The following is a 16,027-nucleotide window of genomic DNA, read 5'->3' on the forward strand; positions in this document are numbered from 1 at the left end:
CGGGAAGAATTCATGGATATAATCATTCTAGGCGTAGTAATGTTTACCCTGATTGTGTTGGCACTGACAGCAATGATTTTGTTCGCAAAATCGAAGCTGGTGAACACCGGGGATATTAAAGTTGAAGTCAACGGCGATGAGGATAAAAGTTTTACTGCTCCTGCCGGTGACAAGTTATTGGGTATGCTGGCTAATCAGGGGATTTTTGTTTCCTCTGCTTGTGGCGGCGGCGGTTCTTGTGGTCAGTGCCGTGTAAAAATCAAGGACGGTGGCGGTGACATCCTGCCTACCGAACTGTCTCACATTAACAAGCGCGAAGCGAAAGAAGGCTGCCGTCTGGCATGTCAGGTTAATGTTAAGCAGGACCTGAAAATTGAATTGCCGGAAGAAATATTCGGCGTTAAAAAGTGGGAATGTGAAGTTATCTCTAACGATAATAAAGCGACTTTCATTAAGGAATTAAAACTGAAAATTCCTGATGGGGAAGTTGTACCATTCCGCGCGGGTGGTTACATTCAGATTGAATGTCCGCCACATGTTGCCCGTTATTCTGATTTTGATGTACCGGATGAATACCGCGAGGACTGGGATAAATTTAACCTGTTCCGCTATGTTTCTGAAGTGACTGAACCAACTGTTCGTGCCTATTCTATGGCGAACTATCCGGAAGAACACGGCGTAATTATGCTGAACGTGCGTATTGCAACACCGCCGCCAAGAAATCCTGACGTGACACCGGGTATCATGTCTTCCTATATCTGGTCACTGAAAGCGGGTGATAAAGTTACTATTTCCGGCCCATTCGGTGAATTCTTCGCGAAAGATACTGATGCAGAGATGGTCTTTATCGGTGGTGGTGCAGGTATGGCACCAATGCGTTCGCATATCTTTGATCAGCTGAGAAGACTGAGCTCCAAGCGTAAGATTACTTTCTGGTACGGTGCTCGTTCTAAGCGCGAAATGTTCTATACCGAAGATTTTGACCAGTTAGCGGCAGAGAATGAAAACTTCACATGGCATGTAGCATTGTCTGATGCGCTGCCGGAAGATAACTGGGATGGTTACACAGGCTTTATTCACAATGTCCTGTATGAAAACTATCTGAAAGACCATCCGGCACCGGAAGATTGTGAGTTCTATATGTGTGGGCCTCCGGTGATGAACGCAGCAGTCATTAAGATGCTGAAAGATCTTGGTGTAGAAGATGAAAACATCCTGTTGGATGATTTCGGTGGCTGATGATTTGAATCAGGCCATGATATATATCCCCACAACGGCAGTAAATTGTGCGGGTATATAACACTTTGATTTAACGATAAGCGCCCACATTTTGTGGGCGCTGACGATTCAGAAAGAGTAAGTTATGTTGAATAAAAAAATTATCAACTGGGGTGTAATGCTACTGGCGGCTATGCTGTTGTCAGCATGTGGTGGCCCTGAACAGCAGAATCTGAGTGGGCAAACGATGGGGACTTATTACTCCGTCAAATATGTTGCTGATTCATCAGTCCCCTCTCCGGAAAATATGCAAAAAGAGATTGATCGTTTACTGGAGGAAGTAAACGACCAGATGTCCACTTACCGACCAAATTCTGAATTGAGTCGTTTTAATCAAAGCCGTGAAGTGAATATGCCTTTTCCGGTATCGGCAGCCACCGCTAAGGTTGTTAAAGAAGCCATCCGCATTAATAAGCTGACGGATGGTGCGCTGGATGTCACTGTCGGGCCATTAGTGAATTTGTGGGGTTTCGGGCCGGAAGGGCGCGTAACGAAGACACCAACAGAGGACGAGCTGGCAACACGTCGCGCATGGATTGGCATCGATAATCTATCTGTTGAAGGTAATAGCCTGATTAAATCCATTCCTGAGTTGTATGTTGATCTTTCTTCCATTGCCAAAGGCTATGGCGTTGATGTCGTCGCAGAATATCTGGCTTCTCAGAATATCGGTAATTACATGGTTGATATTGGTGGTGAAGTCCGCACATCCGGTAATAATGGAAAAGGGACACCTTGGCGAATTGCGATTGAAAAACCCTCCGATAGCGGAATGACGCAAAGTGCTCAGGAAATTATTGCACCGGGTAATATGGCTGTAGCAACATCGGGTGATTATCGTAACTACTTTGAACAGAATGGCGTGCGTTATTCACACACGATTAACCCTAAAACAGGCCGACCCATCGCACACAATCTGGTTTCAATCACTGTTATTGCTCCGAGCTGTATGAGTGCTGATGGTTTTTCTACCGGGATAGATGTTCTGGGGCCGGAAAAGGGTATGGAAATGGCTGAGAAGCTGAACATTCCGGTCTTTATGATTGTCAAAACTAAAGATGGTTTTGAAGAACGTTATAGCCCGGCCTTTAAGCACTATTTACAACAGAAGAAATAAGAGGGAAGGTTATGGAAGTCTTTATCGCAGCCTTTATCTTTTTCCTGCTGGCCTTTGCGGGAATGGCGTTAGGTTATATTGTTAAACGCAAAAGCATTCAGGGAAGTTGCGGCGGTTTGGGAAGCATTGGTGTTGAGAAAGTTTGTGATTGCCCTGAACCCTGTGATGCCCGTAAAAAGCGCGAAGCAAGAGAAGCTGCTCGCCTTGCTCAGTTAGAGAAAAACCGCATTCTTTGATGTATTTTCGTTTTTCAAATCAATTGAGAAATGGGATCTGAAGTCGTTAAAAATAGCCCGCTGCCAGAAAAAGCAGTGGGCTTTATATTTATGGTGTATTAAGAGAGTGACACCTTTTATGCGCCTGTTGTAAGTAACTTTTTACCGAACTCATGGATATCCCAAGATCTTCTGCTACTTCTTTATAGCGCATCCCTTGCAGCTGAGTCAGCAGAAATGCCTGCCTGACTTTTATCGGTAGCTTATCAAGAGTGCTGTCTATCTTTTCTAACTGCTCCAGTAGCACAAGCTGATGTTCTGTTGGATAGGACGTGTTTTTCGGCACTGTACTGATATAGTCCAAATAATTCTCTTCGAGCTTTTTCCGGCGGTAATAATTAGCGATGGTTCTGCGAGCGATGATAATTAAAAACGCTTTGGGATAACGGATCTCAGCCATATCCGGATATTGCATCAATTTGATAAAAACATCATGGGTGAGATCTTCCGCATGGTTGAGACTGGCACAGTTCTGTTTGATCCAGCTCAGCAGCCATTCGTGATATTCGTTATAAAGCTGATGGGCTATTTCATTGTGTCCGAATGTGCTTTTTTGCACAGCCATGTGATATTGCCTGAATGAATAAATTTGATAATGATTATTATTTTTATTTATTGATGGAAGTCAATAGCAGATTGTATTAATAACCCTCTTAAAAATTAAGAGGGTATATTGCATGAGGGTTTAATACTAGTTAGAACTGCTGTGAAATGCTGAGTTTATAGTTGCGGCCAATGCCGGAAACAGCTTCCCCTAAGTATGGATAGTAATCTCGATTGAACAGGTTATCGACGGTGATACGAGCTTCAAGACCTTGTATAAAAGATGGTTTCCAGCTTGCAAACAGGCCGTGCAGGGCATAGCCTTTGGTTTTTGGCAGATCCCAACCTGTTGCCATTGGATCATGGTCAGATACTGAACGGTCTTGTTTACGAATAAACTCACCTTTCCACCCCATTGCCATGTGCCACTGTGGAACTTTAATGCCGAGCATCGCATGTGCAGATCTTGGAGGAATTTCAGTAATCCAGGTTTTATGCCCTATCCACGGATCACGCATGGAAGCATCACGTTGGCCGCGAATGGTGGAAAAGGAAAATTTTCCGAACAGTACCCTGCTATCATAGAAAGTCTCTATTTCCAATCCTTCTATGGTATAACCCGGCAGATTTCGATAATTGGAAAGTGGTTTTTCACAATTTGTATACGAAATACCATCTAACTGGGCTTTACAGTATATTCCACGCCTTTTGAAAATTTCGTTTTTGCCACGGTTGCGGAATAAAGTGGTACGGATTTGCAGGCTGTCACCTTCAAGCATTAAATCATCGAAATCAAGAATTGCACCGAGGCGGATACCCGTCATTCTCTCAACATCAAGATTCCGGCTTGAACCAGGAAGACTGCCGCTCGCCTGCACTTCATATTGCTCATCAACAACGGGTGCACGCCATGTGTGGCTGACATCAGCAAAAAGTGATAGGTTTTTGTGTGCCTGCCATATTGTACCTAAATGGGGAGACCAACCTGCGTAAGTTACGCTGCTGTAGTCATGATTAATTTCAGGTGACATATTGTTATAAGCAGATGCTTTGTTTTTTTCTCCGGTGTTTTTGATGTGATCATAACGAGCTCCTAGTGTTACGGTAACGCTGTCTATTTTCAGAGAGTCCTGAGTAAATAGGCTATAAGTTTGCTGAACTCCGGCTGGCATATAACCGGGCTGATAATAGCCATAATTAAATGTAGGATCTTTCTTTTTATTTTTATCAAACATTAGGACATCACGATCATTTCTATGCCAGCGGGCACCAACTAATAATTCATGCTCTATAAGATTGGTAGAGAATACGCTTTTATTACTGATATCAACCATGGTATCAGTATACTTAATCCAGCTTTTTTGTCCCATAAGTGATGCGGATGTGGGTTTTACATCCTTTATCTCAGGGCGTCGATCATTTTGTCTGGTATTTGAATAGGCTGAAGTTATGGTTAAATTTAACCAAGGGTTATCTTCTGGTGCGATATTCCATTTAGCTGAATAGTTTTGATCTATTTGATCTCGAAATACCAAAAGTTTTCGCCATGCATCATTCCAGCCATATTTTTCTATGTCTCTTTCAGTTGGTACATTCATTTTATCCCGTTTAGCAGCCCACGGTTGCCAGCCATCTGACTCCGAACGCATAGCAGATAAGCTGACAGTATGCGTGTCATTAGGATAGAAATTGGTTTTTAATAAATAGGAAGTTTGATTGTTTTGAGAAAACTCAAAACGTGTCCCATCGGGGCGCTTGATATTATGGCCATCACGTTTGCTGAAATACAGCAAGCCATCCGCGTAGCCATTCGGATCTCTGCCATATAATGCAGCGCTGTTGATCCACTGCCTGTCATTGGTATGGAAGCTTTGCTTAATAAACCCACCCCAATCTTCATCAGGGCGCAATAAGTCATTGGCATCTTTAGTCACAACTTTAATCGAGCCACCAAATCCACCATTACCATTCAAAATATTGTGCGGCCCTTTATCGACATCAATGCGTTTGATTAATTCCGGCTCAATGAAGATAGATCCCTGACGGTATTTTTCAAACCCTTTTGGGGCATCATCCAGTGTCACTTTGACATCTTCTTGCTCTCCCATTCCCCAGATATTTAATGTCTGCCCACCGGGACGTGGTGAACCAGCCATCGAAACCCCGGGAAGCTGTCCGAGCAGCTCAGCAATATTATCCGCCTGAGTCCTGTCAATATCTTCCTTTTTGAGTGCTGAGCTACCCGCACTGGTACTGTTACGAGTGCTTCCCAGAACAGAAAGCGTTGATAGATGCATCACCTCATTTTTCTTTTCTGGCTTTTGGTCAGAAGGATTTTCAGCAGCTGTAACTGAGCTGGAAAATGCTGTTCCCAGCACCAGGGTGCCAGAAAATGTTCCGTTTAAAATTTTTCGGATAAAAGTTGCGATTGGGCGTTTTCCTAAATTTTGACTATTATTTGCCATAAATTTCCCGAAATATGTCTGTATGAAATATTGCATTGCTATAAGTCACCTAAGAGAGCAAATCGGGCAGATAAAAATGAGAATTATTTTTATCAGCAAGGTTTACGACAAAGAGCTTATGGATGTTATGGCATAGAAAGCCAGGACACCCATTTGCAAGGTTATTTCCGTAAGTGCAAGGGGTTAGTCAATGAAGAAGATTCTTAGTGCTCTATTTCTGGTTGGAGTTGTGGCATTCATTGCGGGCTGTGATGATGCAGCCAAAAAAGCGGAAGATTCAACCAAACCAGTTGAAGATAGTGCAACGCAAATGAAGACGGATTCAGGGCAGAACAGCTTGGATACAAAGGAAAAGCCACAGGGAATGCAAGATAATGCTAATCATGAAGACCAGAAAGCGGTAGATAATTCCAAGGAAGTCCAGAGTAGTACGGGGAGTTCGACTGAGAAAACCATAAGCCAACTGCCATCCAAAACGGAAGATTTAAAGAATGACATCACTAAATCTGTCAATGACGCAGCTGATCAGCTGAAAAATAAAACAGGGGAAATACAGCAGCAGGCTACGGATAAAATTAATCAGCTTACAGACGATACAAAATCGAAATCGAAAGAAATAAAATCCGAGGCCGATAAAAAAACGGATGATTTAATTAATAAACTTAAAGGTGATGATGGTAAGAAAGAAGAAGGCTAATACCTTTCCTCTTTTGATGTTCTTCTAGAAATCCATTGGATATAGTTTGTTAGTTGAAATCAGAAGGGCGCTCTGGCAAAGAGTGCCCTTGTTTTTTTACACTCTTGTCACTATTTTTACTATTCCATTCTTCTGTACGTCATTATTTTTAGGATATAACAATGAAAATAAAACACAGTTTAGGAAGACAAGACCCTGAATTAATTCAGCATGCTTTCAATGTCCGCAAGTATGTTTTTACGGATGAGCAAGGATTTGCTGATGAAATTGATATTGATGAATATGATGATATTGCCCTGCATGTCGTGGTATTTGATGCTGAAAATCCTATTGCCGTCTTAAGAGCAGTTCCACAGCACAACGATATGCTCAAAGTGGGGCGTGTTGCTGTTTTGAAAGCCTATCGGGGTCAAGGAATCGGTCGTCTGGTGATGGAATTTGTTGAGAATTATGCCCGCAAAAATGGGGTGGCGACGATTGGTTTATCCTCACAATGTCATGCTCAGCCATTTTATGAAAGCCTGGGTTATCAAACCAAAGGTGAAATTTATATGGAAGACGGAGCAGAGCATATTTTTATGGAATTAGATTTGTTGTAACCAGCATATGTAATACGGGAAAAGTAGCTAATAAATAACTACGTTATTTCCCGTATTAATAATCGACTTTTCAATATACCCGTCGTCTTTCAAGCTGCCTCTTTGTTGGCTACGCTCACACCCCCCAGTCACATAGTTTTCTATGCTCCCGGGGATGTGTTCCCTCGCCGCCGCGATGCAACTCGAAATCCATAGAGTATAAGTATTAATTTGTAGACGAACTGCTTAGCCCTGATTTTCGGACGGGAGCGCCATTGGCGACATAGTATTTTGCCTGACTGCGGGGCAGAGGTGCATTTCCCCGAATGTTATCCGCAATTTTCTCTGCCATCATAATCGTTGTAGCGTTCAGATTACCGGTAATGATTTCCGGCATAATAGAAGCGTCAATGACCCGTAAATTCTCAACGCCATGTACACGACCCTGACCATCAACCACCGCCATCTCATCAAGCCCCATTTTGCAGCTACAGGATGGGTGAAAAGCGGTTTCAGCACGTTCACGAATAAAAGCATCCAGTTGATCATCTGTCTGGATATCCGCTCCGGGGCTTATCTCCCGGCCACAATAGGGCGCGAGAGCAGGTTGTGCCATAATTTCTCTCGTGATACGGATAGCATCGCGGAATTCTTGCCAGTCCTGTTCGGTAGACATGTAGTTAAACAGAATACTCGGGTGCTGGCGTGGGTCACGTGATTTGATTTTCACGTGACCGCGGCTCGGGGAACGCATCGAACCAACATGAGCCTGAAAACCATGCTCGTTGACTGCGTTGCTGCCGTTGTAGTTAATGGCTACCGGCAGGAAATGAAACTGAATATTGGGCCAGTCAAATTTTTCACTGGTACGGATAAAACCACCAGCTTCAAACTGATTGCTGGCACCCACTCCCGTTCCCTTAAATAACCATTCTGCACCAATCATGGGCTGGTTGTACCATTTGAGGGAAGGATAGAGCGAAACAGGTTTGAGACATTCGTATTGCAGATACATCTCAAGGTGATCCTGAAGATTTTGCCCGACTCCCGGCAGGATATGCACCGCAGGAATCGATAATTCTTGCAGAACTTCCTCAGGGCCAATCCCTGAACGCTGTAAAATCTGTGGGGAAGCTATTGCGCCGGCACAAAGTAACACTTCTTTTTGTGCTGTGGCCTGCGTTAGTGTGGAATTATTACCCTGATAAAAAGTAACACCAACCGCGGTTTTACCTTCAAATGTGATTGTATCCGTTAAAGCATGAGTAATGATGGTCAGGTTAGCCCTCTGTCTGGCCTGATCCAGATAACCACGGGCAGTACTGGAACGACGGCCTTTGGGCGTAACAGTCCGATCCATTGGGCCAAAGCCTTCCTGCTGGTAACCATTCAGATCATCCGTAGCCGGATAACCGGCCTGAATACCCGCTTCCACCATTGCATGGAAAAGTTCATTATTACCGGCTTTTGGCGTTGTCACGCTGACGGGGCCATCTCCGCCATGATAATCGTTCTGACCGATATCCCGTGATTCAGCCTTGCGGAAATAAGGCAGGCAATCAAGGTATGACCAGTCTTCCAGTCCCGGCTGTTTTGCCCAGTGATCAAAATCCAGCGCATTACCACGGATATAACACATGCCGTTGATCAGTGATGAGCCTCCTAACCCTTTGCCTCGTCCACATTCCATACGACGGTTATTCATATAGGGTTCAGGATCGGTTTCATACGCCCAGTTATAACGGGTTCCCTGCAAGGGATATGCCAGCGCTGCTGGCATTTGAGTGCGAAAATCAAATCGATAATCAGGCCCGCCAGCTTCCAGCAGCAGGACAGTGATATTCGGATCTTCCGTTAAACGAGTTGCAAGCACATTACCCGCTGAACCAGCACCGATAATAATGTAGTCAAATACCATTGTTATCTCCTCTGTTTCAGTCATTGTTTAAAATAGTGATTCAAAATTACCCAGTTCAACCTGTACAGATTTAGTCTGTGTGTAATGTTGCAGTGTGACCAATCCGTTTTCACGACCGACACCGGAATGTTTATAGCCGCCGACAGGCATAACAGCCGGTGATTCCCCCCAAGTGTTGATCCAGCAGATCCCTGCTTCCAACTGGTGGATTACGCGATGGGCGCGGGAGAGATCGTTTGTCACCACTCCGGCGGCGAGGCCGTAATCTGTGTTGTTAGCACGGGTAATGACTTCATCTTCCGTTTCATAGGCCAGAATAGACATCACCGGGCCGAAAATTTCTTCCTGTGCAATAAGCATGTCATCTGTGCAGTCTGTGAAGACGGTTGGTGCAACAAATGCCCCTTTCGCCAGCTCACCGTCCATAAGGCGTTTACCGCCATACAGCAATCGTGCACCCGCATTTTTACCGCTTTCTATATAGCGCAGAACTGATTCCATATGGGGGAAACTCACCAGAGGGCCGAAATTGGTATTCAGATCGAGAGGTGAACCAATGCGGATACGTTTAACGCGTTCCATTATTTTATTTTCAAAATCAGGAAGCAGTGTTTTCGGGACAAAAACGCGTGTGCCGTTGGTACAGACCTGACCTGAGCTGAAATAGTTTGCCATCATGGCAATATCGGCAGCCCGATCCAGATTCGCATCGTCAAAAATAATCAGCGGAGATTTTCCACCCAGTTCCATCGTGACTTCTTTCAGTGTTGAACCGGATGCATTAGCCATCACTTTTTTACCGGTGGTTATTCCGCCGGTAAAAGACATTTTGGCAATTTTCGGATGGACAGCCAGATAATGTCCTGCTTCATGTCCCATGCCTGTCAGTACGTTAAATACACCATCAGGCAGACCCGCTTCGGTATAAATTTCAGCAAGTTTCAGGGCGGTGAGGGATGTCACTTCACTGGGTTTGAAAATCATGGCATTACCCGCTGCCAGTGCGGGAGCTGATTTCCACAGAGCAATCTGGATTGGGTAGTTCCACGCCCCAATGCCTGCGACGATACCCAGCGGTTCTCGCCGTGTATAGACAAAAGAGGATTCACGCAATGGCATTTGCTGGCCTTCGAGTGCCGGGATCAGACCTGCATAATATTCCAGAACATCGGCACCGGTAACGATGTCAACCTGTTGGGTTTCAGAGAGAGGTTTACCGGTATCCAGAGTTTCCAGTTCAGCCAGTTCATTATTGCGTTCACGCAGAATATCAACGGCTTTAAGCAGGATGCGGGAACGTTCTGTCGCCGTCATAGCTGCCCAGATTTTCTGCCCTTTTTGTGCACTTTCCACTGCTAGTTGAACATCTTGTTCAGTTGCAGATTGTAACTGTGCAATGATTTCACCATTAGCCGGATTGACAGCATCAAAAATATTTTTATCAGGATGGGTACTGTCAACATAAGCACCGTGAATATAAAGTTTCTGTAAACCAAAACGGGTCATGGGTTCTCCTTAGGTCAGAATTCAGGAAGAGTGGTCATCTGAGTTTCTGTTCGATGTAATCGAAAGTAATAGTGAATGCACTTTCTACGTCAAAAGGTTTGCTACTTAAGGCACTTCTCAGCCAGATGCCGTCAATCAGAGCTGCCAGCCCCTGTGCTGCAAGCTGTGCTTCTCTTCTGGGCAAAGCCCTGTTGAATTCGACACAGATATTGGAATATAGCCGACGTTCGTTGACTTGCTGTAAGCGGTATAAGCTGGGTTGATGCATACTGCTTGCCCAAAAAGCCAGCCAGGTTTTCATCGCTGCACTATTAATCTGACTGGTGTCAAAATTTCCTTCAATGATGGCTTTTAGCCTGTGAAGAGGGGTTGCGTTGTCGAGCAGCCTTAATCGTCGTGCCACCGCCATCTGGAGTTGATGCAATAAGTGCCGCATGGCCGCTTCAAGTAACTTATTCTTATCTTTGAAGTAATGGCTGATGATACCGTTAGAAACGCCCGCTTTTTTGGCTATTTGCGCAATACTTGCTTCCTGCATTCCAACTTCATTGATGACAGCTAATGTAGCATCAATAAGTTGCTGTTTTCTTATTGACTGTATTCCAACTTTGGGCATGACTTTACGCTCAGCAATCAATGATTCGATGGCTATTAAACTTTTTTTTGATTGAATGTTCAATCAAAATTAAATATGTTTTATTACAATATTTTTACAAAAATTAGTTGAGGTTATAGAAGATGTTTTAATTTTTATTATTTTATTCAACACATTATGGATATTACTCTTTTTTGTTTTTTCTTTTTCACTTACTTCAGGAACTGCCTATGAATACCGGAGACAGTCCAAAAAATACTCAGAAGGATTCACTAAACTCTGTCGTTTTTTTTACCTCAGCCGCATTAATTATTCTCTTTTCGCTTTTCACACTCTTTTTTACGGATGCAACAAGCATCTGGATAAAAAACACCCTTAACTGGGTTTCGAAAACATTTGGTTGGTACTACTTGTTGGCAGCCACGCTTTACATTGTCTTTGTCATTTTTGTGGCAGCTTCACGCTTTGGCGCTATTAAGCTGGGTCCGGAACAATCCAAACCTGAGTTCAGTCTGCTCAGTTGGGCGGCAATGTTGTTTGCGGCTGGCATAGGCATTGATTTGATGTTTTTCTCCGTGGCTGAGCCGATTACTCAATATATGCGTCCGCCAACGGGTGAAGGAGAAACAATTGAAGCAGCTCGTCAGGCGATGGTGTGGACACTGTTTCACTATGGCCTGACGGGCTGGTCTATGTATGCTTTGATGGGGATTGCACTGGGCTATTTCAGTTATCGTTACAATCTGCCGTTAACTATCCGTTCGGCGCTTTACCCTATTTTCGGGAATCGTATCAAAGGGCCGATTGGTCATACCGTGGATATTGCCGCAGTGATAGGGACGATTTTCGGCATCGCGACAACACTTGGGATCGGGGTTGTACAGTTAAACTACGGGCTAAAGGTGTTGTTTGGATTGCCGCAGGGGTTGGGAGTTCAGGGCGGGTTAATATTGCTGTCGGTTATCGTGGCAACAGTGTCTGTAACCTCTGGTGTCAACAAAGGTATTCGGTTTCTGTCTGAACTGAATGTACTGCTGGCGTTAGGATTAGTGCTGTTTATTCTGTTTGTAGGAGATACAGAGTTTTTGCTTAATGGGCTGGTACAGAATGTGGGTGATTACATCAGCCGGTTTATGGGCATGACTCTCAATAGCTTCGCGTTTGAGCGCCCGACGGAGTGGATGAATAGCTGGACGTTGTTCTTCTGGGCGTGGTGGGTTGCTTGGTCACCGTTTGTCGGATTATTTCTTGCCCGTATTTCCCGAGGCCGAACGATTCGCCAGTTTGTGATGGGCACATTGATTATTCCATTTGTGTTTACCCTGATTTGGCTGTCTGTTTTTGGCAATAGCGCGTTATATGAAATTCTTCACGGCAACCACGAATTAGCGGAAACGGTGTTAGTCCATCCTGAACGGGGGTTTTATAACCTGCTGGCACTTTATCCGGCTTTCACGTTCAGTGCTTCAGTTGCCACAATTACAGGGCTGTTGTTTTATGTTACTTCGGCAGATTCTGGCTCACTGGTTCTAGGCAATTTCACTTCTAATCTCAGTGACATTAATAACGATGCACCGAACTGGCTGAGGATATTCTGGTCTGTGGCGATTGGTGTACTGACGCTGGGTATTTTGATGACTGACGGCATCTCAGCGTTACAGAATATGACGGTAATTATGGGGCTGCCTTTTAGTTTTGTGATCTTTTTTATCATGGCGGGGTTGTATAAGTCGTTACGGGTTGAGGATTTTCGCAAAGCCAGCGCATTGCAGAATACATCTCCGACATTGGTGCATGATAATGGATCGCTGAACTGGAAACAGCGCCTGAGCCGTATGATGCATTTTCCGGGTACGAAAAGTACTCAGCGTATGCTGGATATGGTGTGTCGTCCTGCGATGCAGGAAGTTGCAAAAGAGCTGGAGTTACGTGGTGCAAGTGTGCAGTTTAATATGCTGCCGTCAGAAGAAGATAAACGTCTTACTCCAATTGAGTTGATTGTCGATCTGGGGGATGAGCAGAATTTTATCTATCAGATTTGGCCTCAGCGTTATTCTGTCCCGGGGTTTACTTACCGTGCAAGATTAGGCAAATCTTATTATTTCCGGCTGGAAACTTTCTTGATAGAAGGAACTCAGGGTAATGATTTGATGGGGTATACAAAAGAACAGATTATCAGTGATATTCTCGACCATTATGAGAAGCATCTGAATTTTATTCATCTGAATCGTGAATCTCCGGGGCAGACGTTAATTTTTCCTAACGGGGTGTAAATCAGAGGTGGCCTGCAATAATATTGCAGGCCAATTTAATGATTTATTTTTTAGTATAAAATGCCTCAGGATAGATTTTTTCGTAGTATCCATTTAATTGGCTTTCTGACATTTTTGATATCTCAATATATTTCGGTGAAGAGAGAATCAATAATGAGATTAATGCCATGAAGAAAGAAAATCCGAGTAATAATATTTTAATATCATAACTCTCAATAATATAAGTGGCTGTCAGCATACCCAGAGGAATGGATGCCATACAAATAGCAGTAAATTTAGACTCCATTGAATTACGATAATTTTCTGGTGTTGCAAGGCAACGAATGGAGGTGGTATTTATATTGTAAATTACTAACCCTATTCCACAGATCAACATGTAACAGCATAATTCAGTAAAAGAATCGGCATGAGATATACCAGCAATACAGAGCGCCATAGTCAATGCAGCAATAAAAGCAGTATGAGCCTTACAGAAAATTTTGTTTACCTGATTGATGATAACAAGGCTGCCTAGCATCATGCCAATCCCAAAGGTTGCCTCAGCAATGCCAACATGCAAGGCACTTAGTTTAAACTGATTCAAAATGATAATAGGCAGGATGTACATGATTAATGGTGTAATCGCAAAATTAAAAAAAGCCGCAACAAATGAGAGCCTTATCTCTGTTGAGTTTTTGGTAATGATTCTAATACTTTTTTGCCCGCGATGTCCGGCTTTCTCTGGCGTTTTTTCTGAGTTTGTTTTGATAAAATAAAACCCAATCAGTGGCAGTAATGACATTACGGCGATAAAAATCAATGAGCCATCAATATTAAAGTAATGAATAATTAATCCGGAAATTGCCGGGCCAAGCATGGTATTAATGGAGTTTACCAGACCTCGATATTTAAATGCCTTGTCTAGTTTTTTGTTATCCATTATTTCAGGGATAATACTTATTCCTATAGGCTGAATGATAGCCGTGGCGACTGATGTTGCAATATATATCAGGCCTAATGATAAATAAAAATTGCTGTCTAATAGGTTAGAGATGACAAAAAGAATAAAAGAAGGGATAGTACAGTACAGCACAACACTTCTCTTATTTATTTTGTCACCTATTTCTCCAAATTTAATTAAGAATAAAATCTGAAATAACCAACAAAAAAAGATAAACCAGCCGAGTTTTAATTCTAGCTTTAGTATTTCAATCATCCACCAGGAAAATAGCATACCAAATGCTCTTGTTGACGAAGTAAACAGAATATCAGATATCTGATATAAATAAAAAGAACGATTATTGCTCATCAGAGTCCTTACTTTGGAGTCAAATTTAACAGGGTTTGAGAATGTTAGGGTGATATTTGTGCAAGAGGTTTCTCATTTTGTGTGATTTGTAATAGTTTATTGTTTGCTGTTAGTTTTAGTTAAATCTGTCTGCCATGAATTGCACAAAACTGCAGTTTATTTTTTATGTTAATAAAAATAAATAATAAATTTTGATAGTTTTATTATTTTAAATGTTATTAGACTATTTAATAAATTATCGTGAAGTGATAATTTTTATCTTAACAAAGGTTAAATATTGTTCAGATAGTGAGAGACGATAGTAAAATGAAAGTTGCATAGTAACAGATTAAAAAAAGTAGCATATCATGAACTTATTCTGTATATTTATACAGTATTTTTGTCGTGGAGAGTTCAGATGCGCAAAATTATTCATATCGATATGGACTGCTTTTTTGCTGCCATTGAAATGCGGGATAATCCGTCACTCCGCGATATCCCGATAGCTGTTGGTGGTAGCGCTGATAGGCGGGGAGTCATCAGTACTGCAAATTATCCTGCCCGCCGTTACGGTGTACACAGTGCTATGTCTACCTCAATGGCAATGAAGTTGTGCCCCCAACTGAAAGTCCTTTCAGGGCGTATGGCCTACTATAAAGAAGTGTCTCAACATATCCGCCAGATTTTTGCCCGCTATACCGATCTGATCGAACCCTTGTCGCTGGATGAAGCCTATCTGGATGTTACCGATTGCCAGTATTGCCAAGGCTCAGCAACATTAATTGCCAAAGAAATTCGACAGGTGATTTTTGATGAATTGCAGCTAACGGCTTCAGCAGGAATTGCCCCTGTTAAATTTCTGGCAAAAATAGCTTCTGATATCAATAAACCCAACGGTCAGTATTTGATTTCACCCACACAGGTTGACGATTTTGTGCAATCTCTGCCATTACGTAAAATTCCCGGAGTGGGGAAAGTCACCGCCGGGCGCTTGTCTGATATGGGGTTAGTACTTTGTTCCGATGTACAAAACTATGACAAGTTAGAATTAATAAAAAAACTGGGTAAATTTGGACTTGTGCTCTGGCAGCGTTGTCATGGTATTGATGAGCGCCTGATAAAACCTGATCGTTTACGTAAGTCTGTTGGGGTAGAAAAAACGCTGGCAAAGGATATCCATGACTGGCGTGATTGTGTTGAGTTGATTGAACAGCTTTATCCCGAGCTGGAAAAACGACTGGGAAAGGTCAAACCAGATCTTCGCATTGCTCGTCAGGGTATTAAATTAAAATTTGATGATTTTCAGCTAACCACACAGGAGCATACGCATCCGTTACTGGATAAACAGGATCTGCTGAAGGTTGCCCAACAGGCTTGGGAGACACGTCGGGAAGGCAGAGGAGTTAGGTTAGTTGGCCTGCATGTGACATTACAAAGCCCACAACTGGAACGACAGCTATTGCTTGAGTTGTAATGTGGTTTGTTAGTGATCTTTTGTTTTACGAAAAAGATACT

At 43.0% G+C, this 16,027-nt stretch carries 13 protein-coding genes; 7 read left to right on the forward strand and 6 right to left on the reverse strand.

Annotated elements, in window-relative coordinates:
- The first annotated feature begins 12 nt into the window (after nucleotides 1–12).
- The 3 genes from nqrF to nqrM all read left to right on the forward strand — a co-directional run bounded on the left by nqrF (nucleotide 13) and on the right by nqrM (nucleotide 2,631).
- Complete coding sequence (gene nqrF, locus AACX38_RS18440; RefSeq protein WP_099119888.1) at nucleotides 13–1,239, forward strand: NADH:ubiquinone reductase (Na(+)-transporting) subunit F; 1,227 nt, start codon at nucleotides 13–15, stop codon at nucleotides 1,237–1,239.
- Nucleotides 1,240–1,363: 124 nt separating this feature from the next.
- On the forward strand, nucleotides 1,364–2,395 hold the full coding sequence (locus AACX38_RS18445) for an FAD:protein FMN transferase (protein ID WP_228863235.1): 1,032 nt from the start codon (nucleotides 1,364–1,366) through the stop codon (nucleotides 2,393–2,395).
- A gap of 11 nt (nucleotides 2,396–2,406) precedes the next feature.
- Nucleotides 2,407–2,631, forward strand: coding sequence for a (Na+)-NQR maturation NqrM (gene nqrM, locus AACX38_RS18450; RefSeq protein WP_092511537.1), 225 nt, complete (start codon nucleotides 2,407–2,409; stop codon nucleotides 2,629–2,631).
- A gap of 88 nt (nucleotides 2,632–2,719) precedes the next feature.
- On the opposite strand, the gene AACX38_RS18455 is transcribed toward nqrM, so the two are convergent.
- Together AACX38_RS18455 and AACX38_RS18460 are read right to left on the reverse strand one after the other, a co-directional pair.
- Complete coding sequence (locus AACX38_RS18455; protein ID WP_228863236.1) at nucleotides 2,720–3,235, reverse strand: sigma-70 family RNA polymerase sigma factor; 516 nt, start codon at nucleotides 3,233–3,235, stop codon at nucleotides 2,720–2,722.
- 130 nt (nucleotides 3,236–3,365) lie between these two features.
- Entirely contained in the window at nucleotides 3,366–5,678 is a 2,313-nt protein-coding gene (locus AACX38_RS18460) for a TonB-dependent hemoglobin/transferrin/lactoferrin family receptor (protein ID WP_228863237.1), read from the reverse strand.
- Nucleotides 5,679–5,868: 190 nt separating this feature from the next.
- Between AACX38_RS18460 and AACX38_RS18465 the strand changes: the two genes are divergently transcribed.
- Both AACX38_RS18465 and AACX38_RS18470 read left to right on the forward strand, forming a co-directional pair.
- The gene (locus tag AACX38_RS18465; RefSeq protein WP_228863238.1) at nucleotides 5,869–6,375 is read left to right on the forward strand and encodes an apolipoprotein A1/A4/E family protein; all 507 of its coding nucleotides are present in this window, start codon (nucleotides 5,869–5,871) and stop codon (nucleotides 6,373–6,375) included.
- A gap of 161 nt (nucleotides 6,376–6,536) precedes the next feature.
- On the forward strand, nucleotides 6,537–6,974 hold the full coding sequence (locus tag AACX38_RS18470) for a GNAT family N-acetyltransferase (RefSeq protein ID WP_228858317.1): 438 nt from the start codon (nucleotides 6,537–6,539) through the stop codon (nucleotides 6,972–6,974).
- Between the two features lie 205 nt (nucleotides 6,975–7,179).
- On the opposite strand, the gene betA is transcribed toward AACX38_RS18470, so the two are convergent.
- The 3 genes from betA to betI are packed head-to-tail and all read right to left on the reverse strand — an operon-like array spanning nucleotide 7,180 to nucleotide 10,993.
- The gene (gene betA, locus AACX38_RS18475) at nucleotides 7,180–8,871 is read right to left on the reverse strand and encodes a choline dehydrogenase (RefSeq protein ID WP_228863239.1); all 1,692 of its coding nucleotides are present in this window, start codon (nucleotides 8,869–8,871) and stop codon (nucleotides 7,180–7,182) included.
- Nucleotides 8,872–8,898: 27 nt separating this feature from the next.
- Nucleotides 8,899–10,377 carry a betaine-aldehyde dehydrogenase gene (betB, locus tag AACX38_RS18480; protein WP_228863240.1) on the reverse strand — a complete coding sequence of 493 codons (1,479 nt, stop codon included), beginning with the start codon at nucleotides 10,375–10,377 and terminating at the stop codon, nucleotides 8,899–8,901.
- Nucleotides 10,378–10,411: 34 nt separating this feature from the next.
- A complete protein-coding gene (gene betI, locus AACX38_RS18485) occupies nucleotides 10,412–10,993 on the reverse strand; it encodes a transcriptional regulator BetI (RefSeq protein ID WP_228863241.1) in 582 nt (193 codons plus the stop codon).
- Nucleotides 10,994–11,202: 209 nt separating this feature from the next.
- Between betI and AACX38_RS18490 the strand changes: the two genes are divergently transcribed.
- Nucleotides 11,203–13,245 carry a choline transporter gene (locus AACX38_RS18490; protein WP_228863242.1) on the forward strand — a complete coding sequence of 681 codons (2,043 nt, stop codon included), beginning with the start codon at nucleotides 11,203–11,205 and terminating at the stop codon, nucleotides 13,243–13,245.
- Between the two features lie 43 nt (nucleotides 13,246–13,288).
- On the opposite strand, the gene AACX38_RS18495 is transcribed toward AACX38_RS18490, so the two are convergent.
- The gene (locus AACX38_RS18495; protein WP_228863243.1) at nucleotides 13,289–14,533 is read right to left on the reverse strand and encodes an MFS transporter; all 1,245 of its coding nucleotides are present in this window, start codon (nucleotides 14,531–14,533) and stop codon (nucleotides 13,289–13,291) included.
- Nucleotides 14,534–14,930: 397 nt separating this feature from the next.
- On the opposite strand from AACX38_RS18495, the gene dinB reads away from it, so the two are divergent.
- A complete protein-coding gene (gene dinB / locus AACX38_RS18500; protein ID WP_228863244.1) occupies nucleotides 14,931–15,986 on the forward strand; it encodes a DNA polymerase IV in 1,056 nt (351 codons plus the stop codon).
- Nucleotides 15,987–16,027 lie beyond the last annotated feature (41 nt).

The sequence above is a fragment of the Xenorhabdus sp. PB30.3 genome (assembly GCF_963895965.1).
Lineage (GTDB): Bacteria > Pseudomonadota > Gammaproteobacteria > Enterobacterales > Enterobacteriaceae > Xenorhabdus > Xenorhabdus stockiae.